Origin of the sequence: Nocardioides sp. zg-1228 (assembly GCF_017086465.1) — a bacterium.
Taxonomy (GTDB): Bacteria; Actinomycetota; Actinomycetes; order Propionibacteriales; family Nocardioidaceae; genus Nocardioides.
In genome coordinates this window covers 3,647,926-3,667,816 of the sequence record NZ_CP070961.1, presented here as the reverse complement: position 1 = coordinate 3,667,816, position 19,891 = coordinate 3,647,926, and the positions used below count along the sequence as shown (strand labels likewise).

Annotated in this window: 20 protein-coding genes; 9 read left to right on the top strand and 11 right to left on the bottom strand. The window is 73.9% G+C overall.

Going from position 1 to position 19,891, the window contains the following annotated elements; genetic code table 11:
* Positions 1 to 2: 2 nt before the first annotated feature.
* Both JX575_RS17650 and JX575_RS17645 read right to left on the bottom strand, forming a co-directional pair.
* Complete coding sequence (locus JX575_RS17650) at positions 3 to 566, bottom strand: tripartite tricarboxylate transporter TctB family protein (protein WP_186339359.1); 564 nt, start codon at positions 564 to 566, stop codon at positions 3 to 5.
* 119 nt (positions 567 to 685) lie between these two features.
* Positions 686 to 1,687 carry a tripartite tricarboxylate transporter substrate binding protein gene (locus JX575_RS17645; RefSeq protein ID WP_186339358.1) on the bottom strand — a complete coding sequence of 334 codons (1,002 nt, stop codon included), beginning with the start codon at positions 1,685 to 1,687 and terminating at the stop codon, positions 686 to 688.
* 112 nt (positions 1,688 to 1,799) lie between these two features.
* Between JX575_RS17645 and JX575_RS17640 the strand changes: the two genes are divergently transcribed.
* Both JX575_RS17640 and JX575_RS17635 read left to right on the top strand, forming a co-directional pair.
* Complete coding sequence (locus tag JX575_RS17640; RefSeq protein ID WP_186339357.1) at positions 1,800 to 2,705, top strand: LysR family transcriptional regulator; 906 nt, start codon at positions 1,800 to 1,802, stop codon at positions 2,703 to 2,705.
* 94 nt (positions 2,706 to 2,799) lie between these two features.
* Positions 2,800 to 4,605, top strand: a complete 1,806-nt coding sequence (locus JX575_RS17635) for a GAF domain-containing sensor histidine kinase (RefSeq protein WP_186339356.1) — start codon at positions 2,800 to 2,802, stop codon at positions 4,603 to 4,605.
* On the opposite strand, the gene JX575_RS17630 is transcribed toward JX575_RS17635, so the two are convergent.
* Both JX575_RS17630 and JX575_RS17625 read right to left on the bottom strand, forming a co-directional pair.
* Positions 4,577 to 5,170 carry a GNAT family N-acetyltransferase gene (locus JX575_RS17630; protein ID WP_186340319.1) on the bottom strand — a complete coding sequence of 198 codons (594 nt, stop codon included), beginning with the start codon at positions 5,168 to 5,170 and terminating at the stop codon, positions 4,577 to 4,579. The two genes, JX575_RS17635 and JX575_RS17630, sit on opposite strands and share 29 nt — an antisense overlap.
* Before the next feature lie 92 nt (positions 5,171 to 5,262).
* Positions 5,263 to 5,556, bottom strand: a complete 294-nt coding sequence (locus JX575_RS17625; protein WP_186339355.1) for a hypothetical protein — start codon at positions 5,554 to 5,556, stop codon at positions 5,263 to 5,265.
* An 88-nt stretch (positions 5,557 to 5,644) separates the two neighbouring features.
* On the opposite strand from JX575_RS17625, the gene JX575_RS17620 reads away from it, so the two are divergent.
* Positions 5,645 to 6,565: a glucose 1-dehydrogenase gene (locus tag JX575_RS17620; protein ID WP_186339354.1), complete on the top strand. Its 921-nt coding sequence runs from the start codon at positions 5,645 to 5,647 to the stop codon at positions 6,563 to 6,565.
* Positions 6,566 to 6,693: 128 nt separating this feature from the next.
* Here JX575_RS17620 and JX575_RS17615 read toward each other — a convergent pair whose 3' ends face one another.
* On the bottom strand, positions 6,694 to 7,512 hold the full coding sequence (locus JX575_RS17615; protein WP_206054440.1) for a hypothetical protein: 819 nt from the start codon (positions 7,510 to 7,512) through the stop codon (positions 6,694 to 6,696).
* 146 nt (positions 7,513 to 7,658) lie between these two features.
* Between JX575_RS17615 and kdgD the strand changes: the two genes are divergently transcribed.
* The 4 genes from kdgD to JX575_RS17595 all read left to right on the top strand — a co-directional run bounded on the left by kdgD (position 7,659) and on the right by JX575_RS17595 (position 12,655).
* Positions 7,659 to 8,585 (top strand): 5-dehydro-4-deoxyglucarate dehydratase, encoded by a 927-nt coding sequence (gene kdgD / locus JX575_RS17610; RefSeq protein ID WP_186339352.1) that lies wholly within the window; start codon positions 7,659 to 7,661, stop codon positions 8,583 to 8,585.
* 58 nt (positions 8,586 to 8,643) lie between these two features.
* Positions 8,644 to 10,152, top strand: coding sequence for an aldehyde dehydrogenase (NADP(+)) (locus tag JX575_RS17605; protein WP_186339351.1), 1,509 nt, complete (start codon positions 8,644 to 8,646; stop codon positions 10,150 to 10,152).
* The gene (locus JX575_RS17600; protein ID WP_241005232.1) at positions 10,149 to 11,471 is read left to right on the top strand and encodes an enolase C-terminal domain-like protein; all 1,323 of its coding nucleotides are present in this window, start codon (positions 10,149 to 10,151) and stop codon (positions 11,469 to 11,471) included. Before JX575_RS17605 ends, JX575_RS17600 begins: the two co-directional genes overlap by 4 nt.
* A 107-nt stretch (positions 11,472 to 11,578) precedes the next feature.
* Positions 11,579 to 12,655, top strand: a complete 1,077-nt coding sequence (locus JX575_RS17595) for a YihY/virulence factor BrkB family protein (RefSeq protein ID WP_186339350.1) — start codon at positions 11,579 to 11,581, stop codon at positions 12,653 to 12,655.
* Here the strand turns inward: JX575_RS17595 and JX575_RS17590 are convergent.
* The 4 genes from JX575_RS17590 to JX575_RS17575 form a co-directional block, all read right to left on the bottom strand.
* Positions 12,652 to 13,641 (bottom strand): PfkB family carbohydrate kinase, encoded by a 990-nt coding sequence (locus tag JX575_RS17590; protein ID WP_186339349.1) that lies wholly within the window; start codon positions 13,639 to 13,641, stop codon positions 12,652 to 12,654. The genes JX575_RS17595 and JX575_RS17590 overlap by 4 nt on opposite strands.
* Complete coding sequence (locus JX575_RS17585) at positions 13,638 to 14,183, bottom strand: isochorismatase family protein (protein ID WP_186339348.1); 546 nt, start codon at positions 14,181 to 14,183, stop codon at positions 13,638 to 13,640. The genes JX575_RS17590 and JX575_RS17585 overlap by 4 nt, the downstream gene beginning before the upstream one ends.
* Before the next feature lie 99 nt (positions 14,184 to 14,282).
* Positions 14,283 to 15,098, bottom strand: a complete 816-nt coding sequence (locus JX575_RS17580; RefSeq protein ID WP_186339347.1) for an ABC transporter permease subunit — start codon at positions 15,096 to 15,098, stop codon at positions 14,283 to 14,285.
* Positions 15,095 to 16,006: an ATP-binding cassette domain-containing protein gene (locus JX575_RS17575; protein WP_186339346.1), complete on the bottom strand. Its 912-nt coding sequence runs from the start codon at positions 16,004 to 16,006 to the stop codon at positions 15,095 to 15,097. The genes JX575_RS17580 and JX575_RS17575 overlap by 4 nt, the downstream gene beginning before the upstream one ends.
* Positions 16,007 to 16,147: 141 nt before the next feature.
* Here JX575_RS17575 and JX575_RS17570 point away from each other — a divergent pair, with 141 nt between their 5' ends.
* Together JX575_RS17570 and JX575_RS17565 are read left to right on the top strand one after the other, a co-directional pair.
* Positions 16,148 to 17,407 carry a hypothetical protein gene (locus JX575_RS17570; RefSeq protein WP_186339345.1) on the top strand — a complete coding sequence of 420 codons (1,260 nt, stop codon included), beginning with the start codon at positions 16,148 to 16,150 and terminating at the stop codon, positions 17,405 to 17,407.
* Positions 17,408 to 17,456: 49 nt separating this feature from the next.
* Positions 17,457 to 18,248 carry a hypothetical protein gene (locus JX575_RS17565; RefSeq protein ID WP_186339344.1) on the top strand — a complete coding sequence of 264 codons (792 nt, stop codon included), beginning with the start codon at positions 17,457 to 17,459 and terminating at the stop codon, positions 18,246 to 18,248.
* Between the two features lie 6 nt (positions 18,249 to 18,254).
* Here the strand turns inward: JX575_RS17565 and JX575_RS17560 are convergent, their stop codons facing one another.
* Both JX575_RS17560 and JX575_RS19860 read right to left on the bottom strand, forming a co-directional pair.
* Positions 18,255 to 19,424, bottom strand: coding sequence for a pyridoxal phosphate-dependent aminotransferase (locus JX575_RS17560; RefSeq protein ID WP_186339343.1), 1,170 nt, complete (start codon positions 19,422 to 19,424; stop codon positions 18,255 to 18,257).
* Positions 19,425 to 19,507: 83 nt separating this feature from the next.
* Positions 19,508 to 19,813 carry a LuxR C-terminal-related transcriptional regulator gene (locus JX575_RS19860; RefSeq protein ID WP_260988497.1) on the bottom strand — a complete coding sequence of 102 codons (306 nt, stop codon included), beginning with the start codon at positions 19,811 to 19,813 and terminating at the stop codon, positions 19,508 to 19,510.
* Positions 19,814 to 19,891 lie beyond the last annotated feature (78 nt).

The window sequence follows — 19,891 nt, the reverse complement described above, 5'->3', positions numbered from 1 at the left end:
GGTCAGAAGGCGATCAGGTGGGGCAGCGGGACCGACAGGCCGTAGAGGAAGAGCCCGTAGAACGCCGCGGTGGTGAGGACCGAGATGACGATCGTGCTGCGCCAGGACTCCCCGCCGAGGAAGCGGAGCCAGACGATGCTGAGCAGCACGGCCGGGATCTCGAAGCCGACGACGGGGAGCAGCACGCCGAGGCCGACGAACGTGGCGGCGCCGGCGAGGACGAGCAGGCTCGAGCGGGTGAACCGCTCGGTGTCGGTCAGCCGACGCGCCACGACCAGCAGCACCACGGCGAGGACCACGACGAGGAGCGAGACGATGAACGGCCACAGGCCGGGTCCGGGGCGCCGCAGCGAGCCGAGCCCGTAGCCGTGGGCGAGGAAGGCCGCGACGAGGCCGAGCACGAGCAGCGCGGCGGCCGAGACCACCTGGTAGGCCGGCCCGCCCGCGGGCGGGCGCTCCTCGGCGAGGTCCCGGGCGACCTCGGCCTGGATCTCGGCCAGGATGTCGCGCTCGTGCGCGTCGTCCTGCTCCGATCCGGGCGCCGGGCGGGGCTGGGTCTCGCTCATCGTGGTCTCGTCTCCGTGCGGTGAGGGGCGGGGGTCCCCTCGGTGGGGCGTCGGGGTGGTGCGGGCCGGTCCCGGGCGGCGCGGGCCGCGGCCCGTGGCCGGCCCGGGACCGGCCGGGATCAGTTGGCGTCGCCGAGGTTGATGCCGTACTCCTCGACGAGGTCGGCGTAGCGCTGCTTGTCCTCCTCGAGCTGCGCGACGACCTCGTCGCCGGGGAGCTCCATCGGGGTGAGGTTGTTCTGCGCGTTGAAGTCCTGGTACTCCTCGGTCTCGAACGTCGCCTGCATGGCCTCGGCGATGGCGTCCTTGACGTCCTGCGGCGTGCCCTTGGGGACGGTCATGAAGCGGTACTGCGTGACCTCCACCTCGAGGCCCGACTCCTGGGCGGTGGGGACGTCGGGCAGGAACTCGACGCGCTCGGGGCCGAAGACCACGATCGGGGTGAGCTTGCCGGAGCGGATGTTCTCGATGGCCTCGCCGATCTGGAGGCACGCGGTGTCGACCTGGTCGCCGAGCAGCGCGGTGAGGGCCGGGGCGCCGCCGTCGAAGGGGATCGCCTCCGCGGGGGTGTCGTTGACGTTGAAGGTGAGCGCGCAGGCGAGCTGGGCGCCGGTGCCGACACCGGTGGTGCCGTAGGTGACCTTGCCCTTCGCGTCGGCGAAGGAGTCGATCGAGTCGAAGCCCGACCCCTTGCTCGCGACGAGGACGTAGTCGTCGCGCGAGACGCCCTGGACGATGTCGAAGTCGTCGATGTTGGTGGCCTGGTCCTCCGGGACGGCCAGCGGGGTGATCGTGAACAGCGAGGCGTTCTGGACCGAGATGGTCGAGCCGTCCGGGTCGGCCTTGGCGACCTCCGCGGCCGCCAGCGCGCCGTTGGCGCCCTCGCGGTTGATGACGGGGAACGAGCCGCCGAGCTCCTCGGACAGCCCGCGCGAGATCTGGCGGCTGATCAGGTCGGAGGACCCGCCCGCCGACGCGCCGACCGGCATGTTGACCGCCCCGGTGGGGTAGTCGCCGCTGTCGCTGCCGCCACCGGCCGTCGTCTGGACCCCACCGCAGGCGGTCAGGGCGAGAGCGGTGCCGGCGGCGAGGGCTGCCAGGCTGAGGGTCTGCTTGCGCATGGAGGTGCTCCTTGTTCGTGGTGTGACCACCGACACTAGGTTTGCGCAATGATGCCGGTCCAAGCCCAATTGGGCATGGACTGATACGCCCGGCGCATCGTACCCTCACCCGGTGATCACCCTCGACCAGGTCCGCTCCTTCGTCGCCGTGGCCGAGGAGCTGCACTTCGGCCGGGCCGCCGAGCGCCTCCAGATGACCCAGCCGCCGCTGTCGCGGCAGATCCAGAAGCTGGAGAAGTCGGTCGGCGCGCGCCTGCTCGAGCGTGACAACCGGCGCGTCGAGCTGACCGGCGCCGGGGCCGCGTTCCTCGACGAGGCGCACCGGCTGCTCAACCTCGTCGAGGGAGCCGGCGACCTCGCCCGCCGGGTCGACGCGGGCGCCGCCGGCGTCGTACGCCTGGGCTTCACCGCCGTGTCGGCCATCTCGATCCTGGGGCCGCTGCTGCGGCGGCTGACCGCCGAGCTGCCCGACGTGGAGGTGGTGCTGTCCGAGCGGGTCACCAACGCGCAGGTCGACGGCATCCGGCGCGGCGAGCTCGACGTCGGCCTGGCACGCCCGCCGTTCGACACCGGGCTGCTGCGCTCGCGGGTGGTGCTGCGCGAGCCGTTCATGGCCGTCGTGCCGGTGGCCCACCCGCTGGCCGAGGCGTCGCGGCCCCTCACCTCCGACGACTTCGAGGGTGAGACCGTCATCGGCTACAACCCCGACCAGTCGCGCTACTTCCACGAGCTGTCGGTGCGCTTCTTCGCCAACGCCCACCCGCGGGTCGACCAGCGCGTGCACCAGGTGCTGACCGCGATGCTCCTCGTCTCCGCCGAGCGGGGGGTCACCCTCGCGCCGGCGTCGGCCGCGTCCCTGCACGTCGACGGGGTGGTGTTCAAGGAGCTGGCCCCGCCCGGCGACGCGGGGGGTGACGCCGACGCGGACCGGCCCGTCGAGCTGCACGCGATCTGGTCGCGGGAGCGGGTGACGCCGGTCGTCCGTCGCGTGCTGGAGGTCATGGCCGCCCACGGGTGAGCAGATGGCGTCAAGGAAACCCTGCACCCGCGGCCCCGCGCCGCCTAGAGTCGGAGTGCTGCAGGCGCCGAGGACAGCGACGACGGGGGGTGTGATGTCGGTCGAGCCGCGTCCGGGTCGGCGTGCCGCCGAGCCCGCCTGGGACGACGAGCAGACGCGCCAGCACCTCCAGGTGCTGGTCGAGGGCGTCGCCACGCTCGCCGGGTTCGCCCAGTCCTCCCTCACACTGCGCCGCGACGACCACTTCGAGGTCGTCGCTGCCGCCGGGGTCGAGGACGGCTTCGTCGGCACCCGGGTGCCGGTCGAGTCGATCGAGCGCGAGCTCGAGGACGCCGACGAGTGGGGGGTGTGGCGTTTCGTGCCGCACGACCGGGCGAGCGCGGAGTCCCTGGCCTACAGCCACATCCCCGACGTCACGCCGCTGGAGGGGGAGGACGCCTGGCACCCGCTCGACCTGCTCGCCGCCCCCGTCCACGACGACCAGGGCCGCCTGCGCGGAGTGCTGTCGGTCGACATCCCCGACGACGGCCGGCTGCCCTCGCCGGCGAAGATGGAGGTGCTGACGAGGTACGCCGGGCTCGCGCGCACCCTCGTCCTGCTCGCGCTCGAGCGCGAGGAGCTCAGCCAGCAGGTGCGGATGGCGGCGCAGGCGCGCCAGATCGTGCGCCAGGCGCTCGGGGAGCCGACCCTCGAGCTCGTCCTCGAGGCGTGCCGGGCCGCGGTCGTGTCCTGCTTCGACGCCGTGGGCATGTGGCTGACGGCGTTCGACGCCGACGGCACGGGCTCCACCACGACGTCGTACGCCGTGGACGAGACCTACGACGTGCCGCCGTTCGACGACATCGACGACGTGGTGGTGGGGCTCGCGCGCACCTACTGGGCCGACCAGGTGGTGACGCCCTTCTCCCGCGACCACCTCGACCACCCCGGCCTGTCCCCTGAGGACGCCGGGCGGCTGCTCGGGTTCCTCGACGGCATCGGCATCGGGTCGGTGCTCTTCGTGCCGATGGGAGTGGGGCCCGAGTGCGTCGGCTTCCTCGTGCTGACCCGCGTCTCGGCCTCCCGTCCGTGGAGCGACGTCGAGGTCGAGGCGGCGCGCGACATCGGCCGCGACCTGGGCCTGGCCGTCGGCAAGGCGCGCCAGCTCGAGCTCGAGCGTGCCGTCGTCGACCGGCTGCGGCGCCTCGACAGCTATCGCGTCGAGGTGGTCAACACCCTCGGCCACGAGCTGCGCAACCCGCTCTTCTCGATGAGCGCCAACCTCGAGCTCCTCGACACCGACCGGCTCGACGAGGACGGGCGCCGGTCGGTGGCGGCCGCGACGCGCGGCGCGCGGCGGATGCGGGCCGTCATCGACGACATGCTGACGATGGCCCAGGTCTCCGACCCGCACCGCGAGTTCGACCCGATCCCGGTCGACCTGCGCCGCGTGGTGCACGACGTCTACGAGGAGTGCCACGCCGCCGCGTCCGCCGGAGGCGTCACGTGCGACGCCGACCTGCCCGACGAGCCGCTGCTGGTGCCCGGTGATGCCGAGGAGCTCCACCGCCTCCTCACCAACCTGGCCACCAACGCGATCAAGTACACCGATCCCGGCGGCCGGGTCACCGTGCGCGTCGCGCGGCAGGACGACTCGGTCGTCGTCGCGGTCACCGACACGGGCATCGGCATCTCCGAGGCCGACCGCACGCAGCTGTTCCGCGAGTTCTTCCGCTCCACCAACCCCGCGGCGCTGGCGCGACCGGGCACCGGCCTCGGGCTCGCGATCGTGGCCCGGATCGCGGCCCGCCACGGCGGCACGGTCGACATCGACTCCGAGCGGGGGCGCGGCACCACGGCGACGGTGGTGCTCCCGGCCTGGGCCGGCGACGTCAGCCCGGAGCCAGCACCAGCGTCATGAAGCAGCTCAGCGGGTCGTCGGCGTAGGACGCGAAGGGCGGGCACGGCACGAACCCGGCCCGGGCGTAGAACCGGCGCGCGGGCGCGAAGAACTCCATGCTGCCCGTCTCGAGCGACACGCGCCCGACGCCCCGTGCCCGGGCGTCGGCCAGGGCGTGGGCCAGCAGCCGGCTCGCCACGCCCGTGCCGCGCACCCGCGGCTCGGTGCGCATGCTCTTGAGCTCCTCATGGCCGTCCCCGAGCGCCGCCAACGCGGCCGTGCCGACGATCGCCCCGTCGTCCGTGCCCACCCACAGGCGTACGCCGTCGCCCCGCAGGGCGGCCAGGTCGAGGGCGTGGCGGCTCTCCGGCGGCGCGGTGGGGGCGAGGTCGTCGAGGTGCGCCCGGAGGAACGCCGCCAGCCGGGGGTCGTCGAAGTCGGCGCGGGTGATCTCCACGGCGCCAGTCTGGTGGCCTCGTGTTTCGGCGACGTGACTCCCGCCGGCGGGTCCGCGCTGGCTCGGCCTGTCGGAGTCCCCGCTCGAGCGGGGACTCCGACACCTGGAGGCCGTTGCAAAGGCCTCCAGGTGTCAGACTCGCCCACCACGTCGGGCGCTGCCTGCTCAGTCGGGCGGACAGGTGGACCCGCTGCGGAATGGGTCGAGCGTGGCGATCGGCGTCAGGGCCGCGGGTTGTCCCGCCTCCACGGCCGGCTGTCGCGCTTGGCGCCCATCCCCGCGGCGCACCGTCGGCAGACCTCGCGGACCTCGTCGGCGTCGCGTCCCGTGGCCGGCTGGGCATCGACCCACTGCACGTGCGGGAAGCGGTGCAGCCGCGCCTTGCTCAACGGGACGCCGCAGAGCGTCTGGTTGGTCCCCCGCAGCCAGGCGTGGACGAGCCCGGCAGGGGCGCGGATGCCGTCGGGATCGGTCCAACGGTCGGTCGCCGCGACCGCCGCGTCCTTGGGTGACATGGCCTTCCGGTGCCCCGCATCGACCGTCGTATGCCGGGTACCGCGATGCCGACCAGGCAATGCAGGCAACCCGAGAGGACGGACGACCATGGGCGACGACCGACAGGCCGACCAGACCCGCCAGGACCCCACCGAGCTGCACGAGCAGCCCGACACCGAGGGCGAGCAGCTGCCGAAGCCCGGCGACGAGGACTCCGTCACCGGCGAGATGGGCGAGAAGCCCGACCACGGCGAGGAGACGTACGTCGGCCACGACCGCCTGCTCGACCAGGTCGCCGTGATCACCGGCGGCGACTCCGGCATCGGCCGCGCGGTCGCGCTCGCGTTCGCGCGCGAGGGCGCCGACGTGGTGATCGCCTACCTCGAGGGCGAGGACGAGGACGCGCGCGAGACCGGACGACTCGTCGAGGAGGCCGGACGCCGGGCGGTGCTCGTGCCGACCGACCTCGTGCGCGAGGAGGCGTGCCAGGCGCTCGTCGACACGGCCGTCTCCGAGCTCGGTCGCATCGACATCCTCGTCAACAACGCCGCCTACCAGATGGCGCAGCCCGGCGGCCTCGCCGACATCACGACCGAGCAGCTCGACCGGGTGATGAAGACCAACGTCTACGCGATGTTCTGGCTGTGCCGGATGGCGCTGCCGCACATGAGGTCCGGCGCGTCGATCATCAACACCTCGTCGGTGCAGTCGTCGTCCCCGTCGCCGGAGCTGCTCGACTACGCCAGCACGAAGGCGGCGATCGTCAACTTCACCCGCGGCCTGGCCCAGACGCTGGCCGAGAAGGGGATCCGCGTCAACTCCGTCGCCCCCGGGCCCATCTGGACGCCCCTCATCCCGGCGACCATGCCGCCGGAGAAGGTCGAGGTCTTCGGTCAGGACACGCCCCTCGGGCGCGCCGGGCAGCCCGCCGAGGTCGCCACGGCGTTCGTCTACCTCGCCTCGCCGGAGTCGAGCTACATCACCGGCGAGGTCATCGCCGTGACGGGCGGGAAGCCGGTCACCATGTGACCGGCGGGGGTGGTGTCGCTGCCGCCGTCGTCGCGTTGTCGGACTCGCCCACCAGGTACGCCGTTATGTCAGACGCGGGCGGCGGCGGTCGGCCCGCGCCAGCACGCCACCCCGCGCCCCCGAAGCCGTCAGCCCGGCAGCAGGCGGGCGTAGCCCTCGCGGTAGGAGGGGTACGCCGGCGCCCAGCCGGTGGCGCGCAGCCGCGCGTCGGACAGTCGCTTGCCGTGGCCCCGGGCCGGGTCGGCCGGAGGCGGGGCGGGTGCGCCGAGGCGCTCGGCGAGGAACGCCGCCACGTCGCCGAGCTGGGCGGGCTCGTCGTCGGTGCCGAGGTAGAGGCGCTCGGGCGGAGCGGGCATCGTCAGCAGGTGCACCACGGCGGCCGCGGCGTCCTGGCGGTGGATGCGGTTGGTCCAGCGGTGCGGGTCGTCGATCCGCCCTTCGCGGACCTGGTCGAGCAGCCGCGTGCTGGCGCCGCCGTAGAGCCCGGACAGGCGCAGCACCGTCCCGTGCGGGATCCGCTCGTGGAAGGCCTCCTCGGCGGCCACGAGCATCCGCCCCGGGCCGTCGGCCGGGGCCGGGGGAGCGGTCTCGTCCTCGACCTCCGGCAGGTCGCGGCTGGCGTGCACCGCGGTCGAGGAGACCAGCACGGCCCGGTCGGGGGCCTCGGCCAGCGCGTCGAGCGCGCGCGCCATCCCCTCGACGTACGTCGCGCGGTAGGCCTCCTCGGTGCGCGGACGGGCGGTGAGGGCGACGACGACCAGGCTCGGGCGTACGCCGGACAGGTCGGGCGCCGCACGGGTGAGGTCGACCGAGCGGCCGACGAGAGGGGCGGGCACCCGCGAGGCGTCGCGCCGCAGGGCGAGCACCCCGTGCCCGAGCGCGGCCAGCCGGAGGCCGACCGTGGCGCCGAGGTCGCCGGCGCCGACGAGGAGGACGTCCGGGGTCACGGGGTCACGGTAACCGGCCGCACCATGCCGCACGAGCATCACTAGATTCAGAAACGGGCTTGGACAGGCATCGTCGGGCTTCCTAGGTTGGTGAGCACCGCCACATCCGTGACCACGGAGCCACGGCCCGAACCGAAGGACGCAGCGTGACGAAGTACAGCCCCACCGAGCTCGCCGAGACCCTGGGCAGCGGACTGCTGTCCTTCCCGGTCACCCACTTCGACACCGACCTCGCGTTCGACGAGCCGGCCTACCGCGAGCACCTCGAGTGGCTCAGCGGCTATCCGGTGGCCGGCCTGTTCGCCGCCGGCGGCACGGGTGAGGGCTTCTCCCTCAACGCCGAGGAGTCCGACCGCGTCGTGCGGGCCGCGATCGCCGGTGCCGGCGGCAAGGTGCCCGTCCTGGGCCCCGCCACCGGCTCGACCGTCAACGCGGTCGCCCAGGTCAAGGCGGCCCAGGAGGCCGGCGCCGACGGCATCCTGCTGATGCCGCCCTACCTCACCGAGGCCGGCCAGCGCGGCCTGGTCGAGCACATCAGCGCCGTGTGCGCCGCCACCGACCTCGGCGTCGTCTACTACTCCCGCGCCAACGCCGTGCTCGGCACCGACGCCCTCGAGCAGGCCTGCGCCCGCAACGACAACCTCGTCGGCTTCAAGGACGGCGTCGGCGCGATCGAGCAGATGACCCGCACCTACGCCCAGCTCGGCGACCGGCTGATCTACATCGGCGGCCTGCCCACGGCCGAGATGTTCGCCCTGCCCCTGCTCCAGCTCGGCGTGACGACCTACAGCTCGGCGATCTTCAACTTCGTGCCGGGCTTCGCGCTCGACTTCTACGACGCCGTGCGCCGCCAGGACCAGACGACGGTCTACGCCATGCTCAACGACTTCGTCATCCCCTACACCAAGATCCGCGACCGCGAGTCCGGCTACGCGGTGTCGATCGTCAAGGCCGGCCTCGCCGCCGTCGGTCGCCCGGCCGGTCCGGTCCGTCCGCCGCTCGCCGACCTCACCGACGCCGAGCGGGGCGAGCTGCAGACCCTCGTGGACAAGGTGGCAGGCTCCCAGGCCTGACCGCGGGTCTGCCCGGGCCCGACCGGCCACGACCACTCATCCCGATCCGAAGGACACCATGACCGACAGCCCCACGATCACCGCCACCTCGATCATCGCCGGCGCCGACTCCGAGCACCCGGACGTCGCGGCCGCGACCACGGCCGCCGCGCACGCGTTCACGGCCTACCGCGCCACCACCCCGGAGGAGCGCGGGGCGTTCCTCGAGGCGGTGGCGAGCGAGATCGAGTCCGACAAGGACGCGATCATCGTGGAGGCGGTGCGCGAGAGCGGTCTGCCCGAGGGCCGCATCACCGGCGAGGTGGGCCGCACGACCGGCCAGCTGCGCCTCTTCGCGGGGGTCGTGCGTCAGGGTGACCACCTCGGCGTGCGCATCGACCCGGCGCTGCCGGAGCGTACGCCGCTGCCGCGCGCCGACATCCGCCAGCGGATGGTGCCGCTCGGCCCGGTCGCGGTGTTCGGCGCGAGCAACTTCCCGCTCGCCTTCTCGACCGCCGGCGGCGACACCGCGTCCGCCCTGGCGGCGGGGTGCCCGGTCGTGGTCAAGGGCCACCCGGCCCACCCGGTCACCGGGACGCTCGTCGCCCGCGCGATCACCCGCGCGGTCGAGCGGGCCGGCCTGCCCGCCGGCACGTTCTCCTTCGTGCTCGGCGGCATCGAGACCGGCCAGGAGCTCGTCACCGACCCGCGCATCGCCGCGGTGGGCTTCACCGGCTCGCGAGGCGGCGGCCTGGCCCTGGTCCGCGCCGCCGCGGAGCGCGAGGTGCCGATCCCCGTCTACGCCGAGATGTCGTCGATCAACCCGGTCGTGGTGCTGCCCGGCGCCCTCGAGGGCGACGTCGCCGCCCTCGCCGAGGCCTACGTCGGCAGCCTGACGCTCGGCTCCGGCCAGTTCTGCACCAACCCCGGCCTGCTCTTCCTGCCGTCCGGCGAGCGGGGCGACGCCTTCCTCCGCGCGGCCGGTGAGGCGGTGGGCGCGGCCACCGGCCAGCCGATGCTCACCCCGGGCATCGCCGAGGCGTACGCCAGCGGCACCGCCAGCCTGCGAGGCACCGAGGGCGTCCGGGTCGTGGGCGAGGGCTCCGCGGCGGGCGAGCACGCCCCCGCGCCGGGGGTCTACGAGGCTCCCGTCGAGCTGCTCGCGATCGACGACAGCACGGTGACCGACGAGGTCTTCGGCGCCGCCGGCGTCGTCGTGCGCTACGACGACGTGACGAGCCTGCTGCCCCGGCTCGAGGGCCTCGAGGGCCAGCTCACCGCGACGGTGCACGCCACCGACGCCGACGTCGACGACGCCCGCGCGCTGCTGCCCGTGCTCGAGCTGAAGGCCGGACGCGTGCTCTTCAACGGCTGGCCCACCGGCGTCGAGGTCGGTCACGCGATGGTCCACGGCGGCCCCTACCCCGCGACGTCCGACTCGCGCACCACCAGCGTGGGCAGCCTGGCCATCGAGCGCTTCCAGCGCCCGGTCGCCTACCAGGACGTGCCGGCCGCGCTGCTGCCCGCCGCGGTGCGCGACGACAACCCGTGGGGCCTGCGCCGCCGGATCGACGGTGACCTCGAGTGAGCACGATCGCCAGGGTCGAGGTCGTCCCGGTCGCCGGGCACGACTCCATGCTGCTCAACCTCAGCGGCGCGCACGGCCCGTTCTTCACCCGCAACATCGCGGTCGTCACCGACTCCGAGGGCCGCGAGGGCCTCGGCGAGGTGCCCGGTGGGGAGGCGATCCGGCAGACGATCGCCGACGCCGCCGACCTCCTCGTCGGCCAGCCCGTCGCGCGGTTCCGCACGCTGCTGCGCCGCGTCGCGGCGGCGTACGCCGACCGCGACGCCGGCGGCCGCGGCCAGCAGACCTTCGACCTCCGCACCACCATCCACGCGGTCACCGCGCTCGAGTCGGCGCTGCTCGACCTCTCCGGCCAGGCGCTCGGCGTCCCGGTCGCGGAGCTCCTCGGCGAGGGCCAGCAGCGCGACTCCGTGCCGATGCTGGGCTACCTGTTCTACGTCGGCGACCCCGACCGCACGGACCTGCCCTACCTGCGCGAGCACTCGTCGGGCGTCGACGACTGGGAGCGGCTCCGCCGCGAGGAGGCGATGACCCCGGAGGCCGTCGTACGGCTCGCCGAGGCCGCGCAGGCCCGCTACGGCTTCACCGACTTCAAGCTCAAGGGCGGCGTGCTGCCCGGCGAGGAGGAGGTCGCGGCGGTGACGGCCCTGCACGAGCGCTTCCCCGACGCGCGGATCACCCTCGACCCCAACGGCGGCTGGCTCCTCGAGGACGCCGTCCGGCTGCTCGCCGGCAAGGGCGACGTCCTGGCCTACGCGGAGGACCCGTGCGGCGCCGAGGGCGGCTACTCCGGGCGCGAGGTGATGGCGCAGTTCAAGCGCCGCACCGGCCTGCGCACGGCCACCAACATGGTCGCCACCGACTGGCGCCAGATGGCCGATGCGGTGCGCACCAACGCCGTCGACATCCCGCTCGCCGACCCGCACTTCTGGACGATGGCCGGCTCGGTGCGCGTCGCGCAGCTGTGCCACGACTTCGGCCTGACGTGGGGCTCGCACTCCAACAACCACTTCGACGTGTCGCTGGCGATGTTCACCCAGGTGGGGGCCGCGGCGCCCGGCGAGATCACCGCCCTCGACACGCACTGGATCTGGCAGGACGGCCAGGGCCTGACGACCGACCCGCTGCAGATCCGCGACGGGGCGATCGCCGTGCCTGACGCGCCCGGCCTGGGGGTCACCCTCGACCGCGACCGGCTCGCCGAGGCCCACGAGCTCTACCTCGAGCACGGCCTCGGCGCCCGCGACGACGCCGTCGCCATGCAGTACCTCGTCGCGGACTGGACGTTCGACCCCAAGCGTCCGTGCCTGATCCGCTGACCCAGCGCTGACCGATCGAGCGCGACGCGAGCGGGTGTCCACGGCGCCCGCTCGCGTCGCGTGGCGGACGACCGTATGGGCGGGCGCGCCTCGGGCACTGTGAGGTCATGACGCAGCGATCCGACTCCGCCCCAGGGGAGCACACCAGCGAGGAGCGGGAGACCGCCCCCGAGCCCGACGCACCCGGCAAGCCCGACTCGCCCGACGACCTGGCCAAGCCCACGTGGGGCTACGTGCTGCGCAAGACGGTCCGCGAGTTCCTCGACGACCAGTGCACCGACGTCGCGGCGGCACTGACCTACTACTCCATCCTCGCCCTGTTCCCGGCCGCGATCGCGATGCTCTCGCTGGTCGGCCTCGTCGGCCAGCAGCAGAAGACGGTCGACACGCTCCTGCAGATCCTGAGCGACATCGGTGCCTCCTCGGCCGCCGACACCCTCGAGCCGACGCTGACCGAGCTCGCCGGCAACCAGGGCGCCGGTCTGGCGCTGGTGATCGGCCTCGCCACCGCGCTGTGGTCGGCCTCGGGCTACGTCGGCGCGTTCGGACGCGGCATGAACCGGATCTACGAGATCGACGAGGGCCGCCCGATCTGGAAGCTGCGCCCGACCGTCCTCCTCGTCACGCTGGTGACCGTCGTGCTCGCCGCCGTCGTCGCGGTCGGGCTGGTGCTGACCGGCCCGGCCGCGGAGGCGGTCGGCCGCGCGATCGGGTTGGAGTCGGCAGCGGTCACGGTGTGGAGCATCGCGAAGTGGCCGGTGCTCCTGGCGGTCGTCGTGCTCATCGTGGCGCTGCTCTACTACGCCACTCCCAACGTGAAGCAGCCGAAGCTCCGCTGGATCAGCATCGGCGCGGTCGTCGCGATCGTGGTGTGGGTGCTGGCGTCGGCGGCGTTCGGGTTCTACGTCGCCAACTTCTCCAGCTATGACAAGACCTACGGCTCGCTCGCCGGCGTCATCGCGTTCCTGCTGTGGCTGTGGATCACCAACCTGGCGCTGCTCTTCGGTGCCGAGCTCGACGCCGAGCTCGAGCGCGGACGACAGCTCCAAGCGGGCATCGCCGCGGAGGAGGTGCTGCAGCTGCCCCCGCGCGACACCCGCAAGTCGGACAAGGCCGCCGAGAAGGCGCGCAAGGACGTCGAGAAGGGCCGGCGGCTGCGCGAGTCGGGCGGCCGCCGCACCTAGCCCGTTGCCCGGCCCGTCGCCCGACCCGTCGCCGGGCCGGCTCCCTGCCCGCCGCGGGCCAGGAACGCGTCGACCTCGGCGGCGGTCGGTGCCGACTCGGGGCCGCGCCGGGTGACCTTGATCGCCGCGGCCGCGTTGGCCCGGCGGCAGCCCTCGACCCACGGCGTGCCGGCCACCACCTCGGCCAGGAGCGCGCCGGTGTGGGTGTCACCCGCGCCGTTGGTGTCGACCGGCTCCTGCGGGAAGCCCGGGACGTAGGTCGTCGCGCCGTCGACGTGCACGGCGCAGCCCGCCGGTCCGTCGCGGACGATGGCGACGGCGGCGCCCCGCAGCAGGGGAGCGATGGCGGCGGTGCGGCCGGTGAGGTCGCCCGGCGCCTCCGCCCCCACGGCGTGGAGCAGGTGCTCGGCCTCCTCGGCGTTGCTCGTCCAGACGTCGGTCACCGCGAGCATCGCGGCGCGCACCTGCTCCGAGAGCCCCGCGAACGCCGCCCCCGGGTCGAGCACCACGACCACGTCGGGGTCCAGGGTGGGCAACCAGGCCAGCAGCGGGTCGCGCGTGCTGTCGAGGGCGAGCGAGAAGCCGGTGACGCACACCAGGTCGCCGGGACGCGGCTCGGAGGTGCCCAGCGACTCCACGCTGATCCGGCGCTCGGCGCCCAGGGTGGTCACGAACGTCCGCTCGGCGCTCGGCTCGAGCATCACCACGCAGATGCCGGTGTCGAGCCCGGCCACCGGGGGAGCGGAGGCGGTGATCCCCTCGGCGGCCAGCGCCGCCCGGACCAGGTCGCCGTGCGGGCCGGTGCCGTGGGCGCCGGCGTGGACGCACTCCGCGCCGAAGCGCGCCGCCGCCGCGAGCACCGTCACCGCGCCCCCGGCGTAGTCGGCGGTCGAGACGGCCATGACGTTCTGGCCACGTGCGGGGAGGTCGGGCACCTCCACGACCACGTCGACGAGCGCCTGACCGGTGTGGATGACCCGGCTCACGACCCGAGGACCTCGTCGGTCGTGGCCAGGGTGATCTGGGGCGGGTAGAGGTCCATCACCTGCAGGGCCGCGCGCTGGTTGTCGGCCGAGGACCCGGCGCAGCCGTCGGTGACGACGGTGACCGTGGCGCCGGCGTCGGCCGCGGCGAGCGCGGTCGACACCACGCAGCAGTCGGTGCTCACGCCGGTGAGGACGAGGTGGGGCACGGGGCCGGTGACGGCGGCGAGCTCGGGACCCCACTTGCCGAAGGTCGGCAACGAGACGACGACGTCGCTCAGGCCGTGCGCCTCCGGGACCAGGTCGAGCAGCGGGTCGTCGTCGGGGACGTCGGCGAACGGCCAGGCGTCGAGGTAGGCGCGCCAGCTGCCCTGCGGGTCGCGGGCAGGCACCCAGCGGGTGACGACGGTGCGCTCGCCCGCGGCGGCCGCGAGTCGTCGTACGGGCTCCACGATGTCGGGGAACATGGCCGAGCCCCACGGGCTCGCGGGGTCGGCGAAGATCCGCTGCGGGTCGATGACGACCAGCCAGGCGTCCGGGTGCATGCGGCCAGCCTGTCAGAGACCGGGGTCTGCGACAGGCATCAGCGGCCGCCGGTCCCCCGACCGGCAGCCGCTGATGGGCACGAGGGAAGCAGAGGGGATCTACTTCACCTCGGCACGCAGGACCGCGCGCAGCCCGAGGGCCAGCGGGATCCAGAGCCACACCAGGGTCGTCACGCCGAGCTGGGCCCACTGCTCACCCGTCATCGAGTCGCTGTAGAGCGCCGAGGTGGCGTAGTTGACGTCGATCCACGCGCCGTTGTCGCGCCACCAGTCCTGGGTGGAGGCGAGCGCACTGCTGATCGTGGGGAGCAGGGCGGTGTAGACGAAGTAGCCGACGATCGCACCGGCGGAGCTGCGCAGCAGCACGGCGAGCATGAAGCCGATGCCCATGCCGATCACGTTGGCCAGCACGATCTGCCCGAACTCGGCGAGCGAGACGTTCCAGGTCGTGTCGACCCCGGCGATCGCGGTGCCCACGACGTTGCCCAGGGCGCCGACGGCCGCAGCCAGGAGCATCGACGCGACGGCGACGCCGAGGACGGCGACCGCCTTGGCGGCGATGACGCGTCCGCGGTGCGGGACCAGGGTGAAGGTCGTCAACCCGCTGCGCTGGCTCCACTCGCTGGTGAGCGCGAGGATGGCGACCACCGGCAGCAGGATGGACATCGGCGCGCCGATGGCCGACGCGAACGTCTCGTAGGTCAGCTCGGCGCGGGGGGCGAAGACCAGGACGGCGGCCGTGGCGAGCAGCGAGACGATGCCGATCCCGGCCACCAGCCAGAAGCCGGCGCGGGTGTCGAACATCTTGCGCAGCTCGACCGCCACGAGCCGGGTCGTCGGGATCGGGGTCGCGGCCCGCACAGATCGCCCGGCGACGCCGGCGACAGTGGGCGCAGTGAGGGTCGTGTCGGTCATGCTGCTGCTCCTTCGAGGGCGGTCTCGTCGCGCGAGGTCTGGGCGGTGAGCTGGAGGAACATCTCCTCCAGGCCGGCGCCGTCGGCGGGGCGCAGCTCGTGCAGCGCGACGCCGGCACGGTGCGCGGTCTCGCCCACGAGCTCGGGGTCGGCGTCGGCGCGCAGGCCGCCGTCGACGGGGGTGGTGACGACCGCCGCCTCGTGCAGGGCACGGGCCAGTCGGTCGACGTCGGCGGTGCGCACGAGCGTGCCGGCCGCGGCCAGCAGGTCGGCCTTGCTCCCCTCGGCGACGATGCGACCCTGGCCGATGACGACGAGGTCGTCGGCGATGACCTCGATCTCGTGCAGCAGGTGCGACGACAGCAGCACGGTGCCGCCGTCGTCGGCGAAGCCGCGCAGCAGGTCGCGCATCCACCGGATGCCGGCCGGGTCGAGGCCGTTGGCGGGCTCGTCGAGGATCAGCACCTGCGGGTCGCCGATGAGGGCGGTGGCGAGGCCGAGGCGCTGGCGCATGCCGAGGGAGTAGTTGCGGACGCGGCGCTGGGCCTCGTCGTCGGTCAGACCGACACGGGCGAGCGTCTCGGTGACGCGGGACCGGGGCAGACCCATCGTGTGGGCGGCGACCGCCAGGATCTCGCGTCCGGTGCGACCGGCGTGCTGGGCGGACGCGTCCAGCAGGACGCCGACCTCGAGGCCCGGGTTGGCCAGGTCGCGGTAGTCGTGCCCGGCGATGGTGGCTCGGCCGGCGCTGGGCCGGGTCAGGCCGACCATGATCCGCATGGTCGTGGACTTGCCGGCGCCGTTGGGGCCGAGGAAGCCGGTGACCCGGCCCGTCGCGGCCGTGAAGGAGACGTTGTCGACGGCCGTGAACCGGCCGTAGTGCTGGGTGAGGTGCTCGACGCTGATCATGGCTCCACCTTCGCGGCGCACCGACGTGCGGCGCATCGGGGACAGCGCCCCGCCGGTCCCTGAGCCCGACCCTGAGAAACCCCGTACCGCCGTCACGGGGTGCAGTGGGGGATGGCTGGGTCGCACTGGGACAATGACCGCGTGAGCCAGCCGACCAAGCAGCGCCCGCCCCAGGTCAGCCTGGCGTCTGGCATCGTCATGTTCTCCTCGCTGATGGTGCTGCTCACCGCCTGGGAGCGGGTCACCTCGCTCCGCTCCCTCGAGACGCAGGAGGCGATCCGCGACGTCCTCGCCGACGCGCCGTTCTCCTCGCTGGGCCTGACCGTGCCCGCCACCACCGAGCTGCTGCGGATCTCGTGCATGGTCGCCGCGGCGTGCGCCTGCGCGACCGCCATCCTCGGCTGGTACGTCCGGCGGCCCGACCGCTCGGCCCGCCTGTCGCTCACCCTGTTCGCGATCCCGGTCTTCGTGACCGGCATCCCCGCTGGCGGGCTGGCCGGCTCCTTCGTCGCCGCCGGCGCGGCGATGCTGTGGATGCAGCCCGCGCGCGAGTGGTTCGCCACCGGCCGGTGGACGCCGCCGGAGCCGGTGAAGGCGAAGGAGCGGGGCGGTGACGACGCCCGCCGCGACGCCTCGAGCCCGTCGCCCTGGGGCGGGGCCGGCGACACCGCGCCGCCCGAGGCAGGCGACGGCCCGCCCTCTTCCTCACCCGGTTCCTCACCCGGTTCCTCACCCGACGTGCCGCCGCCGGCCAGTCGTCCCTTCGGCGAGCCGGCGCCCGCCCCGGCTCCCGTCCAGCAGCCCGTGGGCGCGCCCGCACAGTCGCCCTACGGCCAGCCCTACCCGCCCCAGCCGCACGCGCCGCAGCCCTCTGCGCCGCAGCCGCACCCGGCGTACGCCCACCCCACGCAGCGCGGCCCGATGCCCCACGCCGCCCGCCCCGGTCAGCGCCACCAGCCCAGCCCGGCGCGGCCCGGTGCGCTGGTGGCGGCGTTCGTGATCACCGTCGTCACGGCCGGCGGGCTGCTGTCGCTGTCACTGCTGTGGCTGGCCATCGCCGGGCTCTCGCCGGACTTCCTGCGCAGTGTCCTCGAGCAGCAGCAGCCCGAGGTGCTCGACGAGCAGATGACGATGGACCAGGTGCGCTCGTCGATGCTCGCGCTGGCCGGTGTGCTCGTCGTCTGGTCCTCCGCGTCACTCGTGCTGGCGGGGTTCGCGATGGCTCGCCGCGCCTGGGCCCGTCGCGGACTGATCGTCAGTGCCTCCTTCAGCGCCGGCGCCTGCCTCGCCCTCGTGCTCGCGACGCCGCTCGTCCTGGTCCCGGCGGCCGCCGCCGTGGCGACGGTGGTGTGCCTGCGACGCGTCGAGGTGCGGCGCTGGTTCTCCCCCGGGGCGCGCTGACCGAGGCGCTCCGCGGCCCCTCGCCGCCCGAACGTGGTGAGATAGAGCCATGAGCGACCCGGGACCCACGCACCAGCCCTACGGCCAGGACCCCTACGGCCAGCAGCCGTCCTACGGCCAGAGCCCCTACGGCCAGCAGCCGTCCTACGGACAGCCGCCGGCCGATCGGCGCCCCGGCACCGTCACCGCGGCGGCCTGGATCACCATCGTCTTCTCCACCCTCAGCGCCCTGCTCTTCGGCTTCACCGGGCTCGCCCTCCTGGTCGCGCGCGACGAGGTCATCAACGAGATGGAGCGGGTCCCGGAGTTCCAGGACGCCAACATCGACGCCGACACGGCCGTGGGTGTGCTGGTGGCCGTCATCGTGGGCCTGCTCGTGTGGGCGATCATCGCCGTCGTGCTCGCCGTGCTGGTGCTGCGGCGCTCCAACGTCGCCCGCATCCTGCTCGTGATCTCGAGCGCGGTCGTGGCCCTCCTGTCGCTGCTGGGCGTCTCCAGCGGTGGCTCTGTCGTCACCCTCGTCGCCGCGGCCGCCACGATCGTGCTGCTCTTCGTCGGCGGGGCCGGCGACTGGTTCGCCGGGACCCCGTCCCACCCCGGCGGGCCCGGTGGCTACGACCAGCAGTACCCCGGCTACGGCCAGTACGGGGGCGGCCAGTACGGCAGCGGCTCGACGCCGCCGAGCCCCTACGGCCAGCCCGGCCAGCAGTCCCCGCAGTACCCGCCGCCGAGCAGCGACCCCTACGGCCAGGGCGGTCAGGGCGACCCCTACGGCCAGCGGCCGGGCGACGAGGGCTCGGACGGCTCCGAGCACCCGCCGCGGGACTACCCGGGTCGCTGAGCGGCGTCAGCGCGACAGGTCGGCGGCCGCGAGCCGGCGTACGCCCTCGCTGATCACGTCGGGCTGCTTGCAGAACGCCCAGCGCACCAGCTGGCGTCCCGCCTCGGCGTCGTCGTAGAACGCCTGCGCCGGGATCGCGACGACGCCGGCGAGCTCGGGCAGCGCGAGGCAGAGGGCCCGCCCGTCCGGCCAGCCGAGGTGGCTCACGTCGGTCGTGGCGAAGTAGGTGCCCTCGGGCACCCGCGGCGCCAGCCCGGCCGCGGTGAGCCCGTCGCAGAGCAGGTCGCGGCGACGTTGCAGGTCTCGGGCGAGCTCGCGCGGCCAGTCGGGCTCGTGGTCGAGCGCGTGGGCGACGGCGGGCTGGAGGGGCGCGCCGGAGGTGAAGGTGAGCCACTGCTTGGCGGCCAGCACGGCCTGCACCAGGTGGGCGGGGCCGGTGGCCCAGCCGACCTTCCAGCCGGTGAGGCTGTAGGACTTCCCCACGCTCGACAGCGTCAGGGTGCGCTCCCCCATGCCGGGCAGGGTCGAGATCGGCACGTGCCCCTCGGCGGATCGGGCGTCGTCGAAGACCAGGTGCTCGTAGACCTCGTCGGTCACCACGATCACGTCGTGCTCGACGGCCAGGTCGGCGACCACCTGCAGCTCCTCGCGGGTGAGGACCGTGCCGGTGGGGTTGTGCGGGGTGTTGAGCAGCACCAGCCGGGTGTCGCGGGTGATCGCGGCCCGCAGCTCGTCGAGGTCGGGCCGGAAGTCCGGAGCCCGGAGGGTCACCGGTCGCCGCCGCGCACCGCACATCTCCAGCACGGCGACGTAGGAGTCGTAGTAGGGCTCCAGCACGACGACCTCGTCGCCCGGGTCGACGAGCGCCAGCAGCGTGGCGGCGATCGCCTCGGTGCACCCCGTCGTCACGACGACCTCCCGGTCGGGGTCGATGTCGAGTCCGTAGTGGCGCTGCTGGTGCCGCGCGATCGCGGCCCGGAGCTCGGGCACGCCGATCCCGGGGGCGTACTGGTTGGCGCCCGACCGCAGCGCCTCCTGGGCCGCGGCGATGACCGAGGCCGGACCGTCGACGTCGGGGAACCCCTGGCCGAGGTTGAGCGCACCGGTGCGCACCGCGAGCGCCGACATCTCGCTGAACACGGTCGGCGGGACGGAGGCGAGTCGGCGGGCGATCATGCCCCGACGCTAGCGGCGACCCCGGGTGCGGCGTGGGGCGCGACGCGCCGCGCAGGCAGGTGGCCTGTCGGGGCCGGCGTGCGTCAGCGTCGGGGGGTGTGCCCGCGCTGCGCCGTGCACCGCAGGCGCGGCCGGGCGGCCGCCGGCGTCACGAAGCCGGTCGTGTAGGCCGCGACCACGAGCGCGACCCGGTCGCGCGCTCGGACCTTGCGCAGCAGCTGAGCCACGTGCGTCTTGACCGTCGGGACGGAGATGAACAGGTCGGCGGCGATCTCGGCGTTGGTCCGCCCCTGCGCGATGAGGCGCAGGACCTCGGTCTCGCGCGGTGAGAGCACAGCGCCCCACCCGGGTGGTGATTCGCGGCGTCGGTCGATGGCGGTGATGGTCATGGAGTCCCCCTCGGTGTGTCGACACCACCCTCGCCGGGGCGGGTGAGCGGCGCATCGTGCAATTGCGCCACGTCCGGC

Coding starts and splice junctions, on each gene's coding strand:
- JX575_RS17650 (WP_186339359.1), bottom strand. CDS start 566: ATGAGCGAGACCCAGCCCCGCCCGGCGCCCGGATCGGAGCAGGACGAC.
- JX575_RS17645 (WP_186339358.1), bottom strand. CDS start 1,687: ATGCGCAAGCAGACCCTCAGCCTGGCAGCCCTCGCCGCCGGCACCGCT.
- JX575_RS17635 (WP_186339356.1), top strand. CDS start 2,800: ATGTCGGTCGAGCCGCGTCCGGGTCGGCGTGCCGCCGAGCCCGCCTGG.
- JX575_RS17625 (WP_186339355.1), bottom strand. CDS start 5,556: ATGTCACCCAAGGACGCGGCGGTCGCGGCGACCGACCGTTGGACCGAT.
- JX575_RS17620 (WP_186339354.1), top strand. CDS start 5,645: ATGGGCGACGACCGACAGGCCGACCAGACCCGCCAGGACCCCACCGAG.
- JX575_RS17605 (WP_186339351.1), top strand. CDS start 8,644: ATGACCGACAGCCCCACGATCACCGCCACCTCGATCATCGCCGGCGCC.
- JX575_RS17595 (WP_186339350.1), top strand. CDS start 11,579: ATGACGCAGCGATCCGACTCCGCCCCAGGGGAGCACACCAGCGAGGAG.
- JX575_RS17585 (WP_186339348.1), bottom strand. CDS start 14,183: ATGCACCCGGACGCCTGGCTGGTCGTCATCGACCCGCAGCGGATCTTC.
- JX575_RS17580 (WP_186339347.1), bottom strand. CDS start 15,098: ATGACCGACACGACCCTCACTGCGCCCACTGTCGCCGGCGTCGCCGGG.
- JX575_RS17575 (WP_186339346.1), bottom strand. CDS start 16,006: ATGATCAGCGTCGAGCACCTCACCCAGCACTACGGCCGGTTCACGGCC.
- JX575_RS17565 (WP_186339344.1), top strand. CDS start 17,457: ATGAGCGACCCGGGACCCACGCACCAGCCCTACGGCCAGGACCCCTAC.
- JX575_RS17560 (WP_186339343.1), bottom strand. CDS start 19,424: ATGATCGCCCGCCGACTCGCCTCCGTCCCGCCGACCGTGTTCAGCGAG.
- JX575_RS19860 (WP_260988497.1), bottom strand. CDS start 19,813: ATGACCATCACCGCCATCGACCGACGCCGCGAATCACCACCCGGGTGG.